This is a genomic window from Pelotomaculum sp. PtaB.Bin117 (assembly GCF_002067195.1).
Classification (GTDB): domain Bacteria; phylum Bacillota; class Desulfotomaculia; order Desulfotomaculales; family Pelotomaculaceae; genus Pelotomaculum_D; species Pelotomaculum_D terephthalicicum.
This window is the reverse complement of sequence record NZ_MVQM01000127.1, coordinates 1-8033: the sequence shown is the minus strand read 5'-3', so window position 1 is coordinate 8033 and position 8033 is coordinate 1. Positions and strand designations below refer to the sequence as shown.

Here is an 8033-nt window from a genome sequence, read left to right as displayed (position 1 = left end):
ATTTAATGGCGAAGACTTTTCAAGAAAGTCTAATACAGTTCATTGTTGCCATGATTATCGGTTGGTTAATTATGTATTTGGTCCCAGCGAACACTTTTTATACAATATATTTGCCCATATCGTTTTTTGGGTTATTCTATGTAATGGCTCTAGGGGCAATTGGCAGAGGTTGGCCTGTTGCCCCTCCAGAGGGCATTTGGAAACCGGGTATGAGCAAATCAGTACCGGGTATCTGCATGACCTTATTATGGATAGTATTGTCTATAATAACTATGCTGGTAGTTACCAAGGGCTGGCCGGGGACTCCTCTATTTCCTGTAACCATGAATTTTGGAATACTGCTGTTTATGACTACGCTTTGGTATGCATTAAGTTGGGGCGCCTACCCAATTGCCAAAAAATCCGGCATGGTAAATCTAATTGGCGGTGCTGTGATCATCTTAGTGGTTACCGGTATTGTTTGGTCGATTTTAGCCAATTTTAAGGATACAGCATGGGTTGGTGCACCGTTTGATCCAAAAGGTTTGTTTCAAGTCGACTTTATGTTTGGCTTAGCCATATGGATTATTGCCTGGATACAAATATTCGGCTTATCAATGCAGAATTATCCTTTTTACAAATTAGGCGAGCCTGTTGGCCAGATTGTTTTAACCATAGTAGTTGTTCTTTTGGGGTATTTTTCATGGACCACTACGTTAAATTTTATGAGTCCAAGCGTGTCTTTTGCTGCCGTAGCCGGATCAATTATTGGATGGACACTATTTCATAGCGTTATATTTGCTTATCATCCTAATGCCAAATATGCTCAGCCTGTACGAGGTATTTATAATCTTATAATAGTTGCCGTAATGACAGCTATTTGGATTCCTCTGTTAAGGTGCATACTTCAACCAGTTTTGGCGAAAGCTACTGCAGCCGGGTTACCGTTTGATATATCAAGTGTCGGGGTATTCTATACACTTCATGTGGTTGCGATATTGTTACTGGTGCATAATTTCTTTTGGTTAAAAGCTCCACTCACACCTCCTGCTCCGCCCATAGGGCCTGAGGAAATTCCACAGGTTCAGGACCCCGGTCCGGAGGATGACAAAAATGTAATTAAAGGTTGATTAGTGAAAAAAGTAAACATTAATTACATGTGTTAATATCGAACGGGATTGGGCACCAGCCAAGCTGGTGCCCAATCAGCTGTTAGCAGTATCAACGATCACAAACATGGAATGGTCGGTGTGTTAAGATATAAAGGTAAACAATTTGGGGAGAGGAAAGGAGTAAGGGAGATGTACATTAGTACCAGAGGAAACTTTGATAAGGTTCAGGCAGCAGAAGCTATTAAACTGGGAATGGTGCCGGCTGGGGGACTGTTTGTCCCAGAGCAAATCCCGACACTTAGCAAAGATGAAATCAACAGTATGATCGGACTAAGATATCAGGAAATTGCCAAGAAAATCATTAGGCTTTATATGAGTGATTATTCTACAGATGAAATCACCCAGTGTATATTAAATGCGTATAATGAAAATAATTTTGGACAATCAATAGCGCCTCTTCAAAGGTTAAAAGATGGTACTTACATATTGGAACTTTGGCATGGTCCTACCGCTGCCTTTAAGGATATTGCCCTACAAATTATGCCGCATTTTCTTTCATTGGCATTGAAAAAAGTTAAGGCTGACAATGAGATTGTAATATTGGTAGCCACTTCCGGGGACACCGGAAAAGCGGCCCTGGAAGGTTTTAAAAACGTGCCTGGAATAAAAATTATAGTTTTTTATCCTTATGAGGGAGTTAGTAAGGTTCAGGAACTCCAGATGTCTACCACTGACGGTGACAATACTTATGTTGTTGCTGTAAAGGGGAATTTTGACGATTGCCAGAACGCTATTAAAGACATTTTTGGAGATGAAGGATATAATCAAGTGTTGAATTTGAAAGGGTTTGAACTTTCTTCTGCTAACTCGATTAACTGGGGGAGGCTGTTACCCCAGATTGTTTACTATTTCTCGGCTTATGCGGATATTTGCATGTCAGGGGATATAAAAGCAGGAAACAAGGTTAATTTTGTGGTTCCCACAGGAAACTTCGGAAATATACTGGCGGGATATTATGCGAAACAAATGGGTTTGCCGATAAACAAACTAGTTTGCGCTTCAAACGAGAATAAGATTTTAACGGATTTTTTTGATACAGGATTCTATAACCGAAACCGGAGTTTCTTTACCACAAACAGTCCTTCTATGGATATTTTGATTTCCAGCAATCTGGAACGGTTCTTATTTGAAATTACTAATCATGACAAAGATAAAATAAACCAATGGTTCACCGATCTGCGGGAGAAGGGTTGTTTTGAGGTGGACCGGAGGACTAAAAAGATTATGGAAGAAATTCTTTGGGCAGGGTTTGCGACCGAAGAGAATACCCTTTCCACTATAAAAGAAGTGTTTGAAAGCAATGATTATGTCTTGGATACCCATACTGCTGTGGGAGTTAAGGTTTACCAGGATTATGTTGAAAAGACTGGCGACAATACATGCACTGTTGTAACATCTACTGCTAACCCATATAAGTTTAATTCCGCAGTAGTTGAAGCTATAAAAGACAAAGAAGCTTTATATGGAAAGGATGAGTTTCAAATTCTAGATGAACTGCACCTATTGACGGGTATGGAAATTCATCCTGGACTTAAGGATTTAGACAAGAGACAGGTTCTCCATGAGCTGGTTTGTGAGAAGAATCAAATTAGAGTTATTGTGGATGAGATTTTACAATTGAAGTAACACTACATAGATGTTTGGTTATTGATAGAACAAAACTAATGGCCGAAGCAGGTCTGGATTACTAAGCGTGTATCTGCTGGGTAAAACGAAGATGGATATTGGTACCGTGGATATAGTGGTTCGAGGGCCATGCCTACTGCCGATCTGCCATACGGTTGCCATATTTACCTGTCAAGGAATTAAGAATTAAACCTATGACCAGGGTTTGTTCACGACGCTTATGCCGGTGTTCCGCTCCAAATCAGGGGTATTGGACCGGTGGCATCAACCCGTAAGATTTTGAAGCAGACAGGCATGCCTCTTGATCAAATTGATCTGATTGAACTCAACGAGGCGTTTGCGGCTCATTCCGTTGCAATAATCAGGGAATTCAACTAAAAATTTCTCACTTTGGCTCAATAAAAAATGTCAAAAATAACCTAATATTTAAGATGGACCCGTATAAGGATTAACCTGGGCATTTCTTTGGATGCGCTTTACGGACCTTGATTTTTTGTTGTCCAAAATTGTTACACTGTTTCAAATGGTAACGCTGGATTTAAAAGCAGTAATCCGAGCTTTTGGGGAACTCATGCAACAATAATGGACATTTCATTGAAATTATATGTAATCGTTATTGATTGTCAGCAGATGGGTTTGGTAGGTTAATAAATCTATATTCATTGTTCATTAGCACGAAAATAACTGTAGCTATAATATTTCTGCACCCCTTATGATTGGAAGGTTGGCATGGAACTTGCATTATCATAGAATATTGGAGCGTTCGGAATTGTGGACTTTCATTTTGTTATTCTTTTAAGATGGAGGGCAGTATTATGGCTTACGAGACAATAGAAACTGTATTAAAAGAGGGAATACTTTTAATTACCTTAAATAGACCTTCGAAGATGAATTCCCTTAACCGGGTTGCCTTGGATGAAATCCATAAGGTCCTAGATGAAGCAGAGAGATCCGAAGAAATTAAGTGTGTAATTGTTTCCGGGAGCGAAAAAGTTTTTTGTGTAGGTGCGGACATTTCGGAAGTTAACAAAGTTAATTCCAGCTTTGCCGGTTATGCCAACAGTAGAAGATTCCAGGAGTGTTTTGGCAGATTTGAAAAGTTAAGTAAACCAGTTGTCGCGGCAGTTAGAGGATATGCGTTGGGCGGCGGTTGTGAACTAATGATTGCTTGTGATTTCAGGATCGTGGCTGAAGATGCCAAGATGGGTTTTTCAGAAGTAAATATCGGCGCCATCCCAGGGGGAGGAGGTACTGCTAAGCTTCCTCTCCTTATTAACCCGTTAAAAGCCAAAGAAATACTTTGTCTTGGAAATCTTATCAGTGGAAAAGATGCTGCGGAGCTTGGTTTGGTTAATAAAGCAGTACCGGCTGAGCAAGTTCTTGAGGAAGCTTATAATTTAGCCGAACAGTTAGCCCAAAAATCACCGTTAGTGCTTAAGACTATCAAGCAAATTACAAATTTAGCCACCAATGACATGGAATCATTACTTCAGCATGAAGCCCAGGGTTTTGGATTGATTGCCGCTTCTGAAGACTTTAAAGAAGGAACCGCAGCATTTTTAGAAAAGCGGAAACCCGTTTTTAGAGGGAAGTAATATGACAAGAAAGGAGACGCGAAGAAAAGAAAACAAAAACGATGAGAGTTTTCGTAAAACAAAAAAAGTAATTTAAATTAAAAAATAAATGGAGGGATTTTTGTGTTTAAGGGTGTACGAGGTGTTAATATAGCTGTTAAAGATTTGGATGTTGCAGTAAAAAAGTATACTGACCTGCTGGGGCGACAACCTAAAATGTTGGGCGATAAAGATTTTGCAATGCCGGGACTTAAAGGGGCCGCCTTTGACATTAATGGTTTTATTCTCCAATTACTCGCCGGGGAGGAAGGCACTGCAATTGCGAAATTTGTCGCCTCCAAAGGAGAGGGATTCTTTTTGATGTCCTTAGCGTCGGACAATGTTGAGGAAGATATGGTTAAAATGAAGGAAGCAGGAGCCATGTTTGTTATGGATAAACCAATGTCAGGAAGCTTTGGCACTGTTAATTTTATCCACCCCAAGTCGACTCACGGTGTCCAATTCGAGGTATACGACCCGGATGCGAAAAAATAGTTTATAACAAAGCGTAAGAAGAGATCCTGAAGAAATTAAGGAATAGTGATGGAAGTCTTGACAAGCTATAAAGGTAAAGTCTGCATAGCCTACGTAAAAAAAGGAGGAATTAAATTGAGTAAAATAAATAAGGTTGTTGTCTTAGGAGCCGGGACAATGGGTAATGGTATTGTCCAGGTTGTAGCTCAGGCCGGATATCAAGTTGTCATGCGGGATATTAGCGATGATTTTTTAGCCAAGGGCCTGAAAACAATAGAAAAGAGTTTATCGAAACTGGTTGAAAAAAATAAAATCAAAGCTGATGAAAAAGCGAACATCCTTGGAAGGATTACTACTGCGACTTCTATGGACGCAGTTTCAAGCGCTGATTTAATTATAGAGGCAGTGCCCGAGAGAATTGACCTGAAAGTGAAGGTATTTGAAGAAATTGACAAGTTGGCGCCTGCTCATGCAATTTTAGGGTCCAACACGTCCTCACTTCCCATTACTGCCATCGCAGCGGCAACCAAGCGTCCCGAACAGGTGGCTGGGATACATTTTATGAACCCTGTACCCATGATGAAGGGCGTAGAATTGATTAAAGGCAGAGTGACCTCTCAGGAAACCCTTGATAAGGCCGTTGAATTTACCAAGAGCCTGAATAAAGTACCGACTATTGCTATGGATTATGCCGGGTTTATTAGCAGCCGGCTTTTGCAGGCATATTGTAATGAAGCGGCTTATACTGTTATGAACGGCAATTCCCCCAAAGATGTCGATGATAATATGATTTATTGTGCCAATATGCCTATGGGACCTTGTGCCCTTATGGATTTAATAGGCATTGATGTTTGTGTATTTGTTATGCAGATTTGTGAAGAAGAATTTGGTCCCAGATTTAAGGCGGCCCCTATTCTTAAACAAATGGTTAATGCCGGTCATTTGGGGCGTAAAACAGGGCAGGGATTTTATAAGTATTAGACTTATATCTTGGATAAACAAAAGGTCCTGCAGGAATAAATTGCAGTATCTTTTGTTTTACAGGGTAATTTTAGTTTATTAGTATATTGAAAAATGTTTACGATTTAAATGCTAATTAGGTAGCGGCCTTTTTTAGGTTCAATCGAATTAGCATTTAATAGCATATGAACAAGTTTTATTTATGTTTTAAATTGCTACACTGTAAATAAAGTGGACAAATGTGTGAATAATTAGCGAATCTTTGAAATAGGTTCCTTGACAGTTACAAAACTGAACACTAGTATTAAACACATATATCCAAATTATCTGTAAATACGCGGTTTTTCGGGTTGGCATAAATATTGCAGTTATGATTGGCAAGGAGGTGTTAAAGAGGAATTTTAACTAGGTCTTTTGTTATCAAGTTATAGGGAGGAGGTCTTTTATGTTAGAAGGTGCTCTGCAATGGCCGGAAAAGCTCCGGGAGAATTATATCAAGAAGGGTTACTGGGAGAATGTCAGCATTGGTGATGCATTTGATCGGGTAGCTGAGTTTTTTCCGAAAAGGGAAGCATTGGTTTGCAATGATGTAAGAATTTCCTATGATCGGCTAAGAATCATTACCGATCATCTGGCGAAGAGTTTCTTGTCAGCCGGGTTGAAGCCACTGGATACTGTTATTATCCAGTTGCCAAACGTGCCCGAGTTTGTCTACTGCTTTTTAGCTTTAATTAAAGCAGGAATAATACCCGTTTTGAGTCTTCCGCAGCACAGGTTTGGCGAGATTTCCGGCTTAGCCACGGCCAGCAAGGCCAAGGCGTATATAATTCCTGACACATACAGAGGGTTTAGTTATCCCGAATTAGCTAAAGAAGTGCAGGAGGCAGTTCCCTCAATTGAAAAAGTAATTGTTGCAGGTGTGACGGCGAATGAGGGCCAAACTTTAATCAGTACCTTGCTCGGTAATGTTATGGATATAGAGACAACAAACGGGCCGGAGATAGCCAAACCGGACCCTTCAGAAGTAGCTCTTTTACTGTTGTCAGGAGGGACAACAGGCATACCCAAAATAATACCGAGGACTCACAACGATTACGTGTACAATTGCAAAATTAATGCAATGTATGTCGGTATGAATAAATACTCCAGATACCTGGCTGTTGCCCCGATGGCTCATAACATGAGTATGTCCTGCCCAGGCGTTTTGGGGACACTTTTGTACGGCGGAACCGTTGTGTTGGCCCAATCGACTGCTGCCCAGGCAATGTGTGAATTAGTTGAAAAAGAAAAAATAACTATTTTGCCCCTGGTTCCAACGCTGGTTATTAATATTCTGAATTTCCCTGAGCGAAAAAATTACGATTTATCATCACTGTTTTGCATTATTTCAGGAGCGTCTAAGACAAATCTGGAAGTAGCCAAAAGAGTAAACGCCGAATTAGCGGGATGTACCTTATTCCTTCAGTTCGGTATGGCAGAAGGCATGGTAACAATGAGTGACCCGGATAACCCGAAAGAACTGGAGACCATTGGCAAGCCCCTTTCCCCGGCCGACGAAGTTCGCATTGTTGACGAAGAAGGCAGAGATCTCAAACCCGGGGAAATCGGCGAATTGTTATGCCGGGGACCATATACAATTCAGGGATACTTTAACTCGCCAGAAGTTAATGCCCGCTCATTTACGCCCGATGGCTTTTATCGAACAGGAGACGTTGTCCGCTGGGACGTTGGAACAGGGTGTCTGGTGATTGAAGGTCGCCAGAAAGATTTGATTAACAGAGGCGGCGAAAAAATCAGTGCAGAAGAAGTAGAGAATTTGATTTTAGCCAATCCAAAAGTAAAAAACGCGGCAGTGGTAGCAATGCCCGATCCTGTTCTGGGTGAGAAAGGCTGCGCATTTGTAATCCTGAAAGATAACGAAACATTAACGTTTGAAGAATTAATCAGTTTCCTGAAGGATAAGCAAATGGCCAGCTTTAAATTACCCGAGCGCTTAGAAATAGTCGATTCCTTCCCGCTGACGAACATTGGAAAAGTGTCTAAAAAAGACTTGAGGTTATTGATAGAACAAAAATTAGCAAAAGAAAACTTGTAATTAAGGATTTTACTACAAGTTTTGTTTTAATTTATTTTAGGAGGGGTTATTTTATGAAAATACTTTCACCTGTTAAATTCAAGAATCTTTCTTTGAAAAACAGATTGGTTTGGC

General features: G+C 40.4%; 7 protein-coding genes. All 7 read left to right on the top strand.

Features of this window, described 5'->3' with window-relative positions; translation table 11 throughout:
• Positions 1-1109, top strand: a 1109-nt coding sequence (locus tag A4E54_RS09025; RefSeq protein WP_286725716.1) for a hypothetical protein, incomplete at its 5' end; no start/stop codon positions are given.
• Positions 1110-1280: 171 nt separating this feature from the next.
• Positions 1281-2777, top strand: a complete 1497-nt coding sequence (thrC, locus tag A4E54_RS09020; protein ID WP_240084398.1) for a threonine synthase — start codon at positions 1281-1283, stop codon at positions 2775-2777.
• A gap of 258 nt (positions 2778-3035) precedes the next feature.
• Positions 3036-3155 (top strand): hypothetical protein, encoded by a 120-nt coding sequence (locus A4E54_RS09015; protein WP_312038104.1) that lies wholly within the window; start codon positions 3036-3038, stop codon positions 3153-3155.
• Positions 3156-3592: 437 nt separating this feature from the next.
• Positions 3593-4372, top strand: a complete 780-nt coding sequence (locus A4E54_RS09010) for an enoyl-CoA hydratase/isomerase family protein (protein WP_286725714.1) — start codon at positions 3593-3595, stop codon at positions 4370-4372.
• A gap of 102 nt (positions 4373-4474) precedes the next feature.
• Positions 4475-4885 (top strand): VOC family protein, encoded by a 411-nt coding sequence (locus A4E54_RS09005; protein WP_240084392.1) that lies wholly within the window; start codon positions 4475-4477, stop codon positions 4883-4885.
• A gap of 114 nt (positions 4886-4999) precedes the next feature.
• On the top strand, positions 5000-5845 hold the full coding sequence (locus A4E54_RS09000; protein ID WP_240084393.1) for a 3-hydroxyacyl-CoA dehydrogenase family protein: 846 nt from the start codon (positions 5000-5002) through the stop codon (positions 5843-5845).
• Between the two features lie 424 nt (positions 5846-6269).
• A complete protein-coding gene (locus A4E54_RS08995; protein ID WP_286725711.1) occupies positions 6270-7919 on the top strand; it encodes a (2,3-dihydroxybenzoyl)adenylate synthase in 1650 nt (549 codons plus the stop codon).
• The last annotated feature ends 114 nt before the right edge of the window (positions 7920-8033 follow it).

Coding starts and splice junctions, on each gene's coding strand:
- A4E54_RS08995 (WP_286725711.1), top strand. CDS start 6,270: ATGTTAGAAGGTGCTCTGCAATGGCCGGAAAAGCTCCGGGAGAATTAT.
- thrC (WP_240084398.1), top strand. CDS start 1,281: ATGTACATTAGTACCAGAGGAAACTTTGATAAGGTTCAGGCAGCAGAA.
- A4E54_RS09010 (WP_286725714.1), top strand. CDS start 3,593: ATGGCTTACGAGACAATAGAAACTGTATTAAAAGAGGGAATACTTTTA.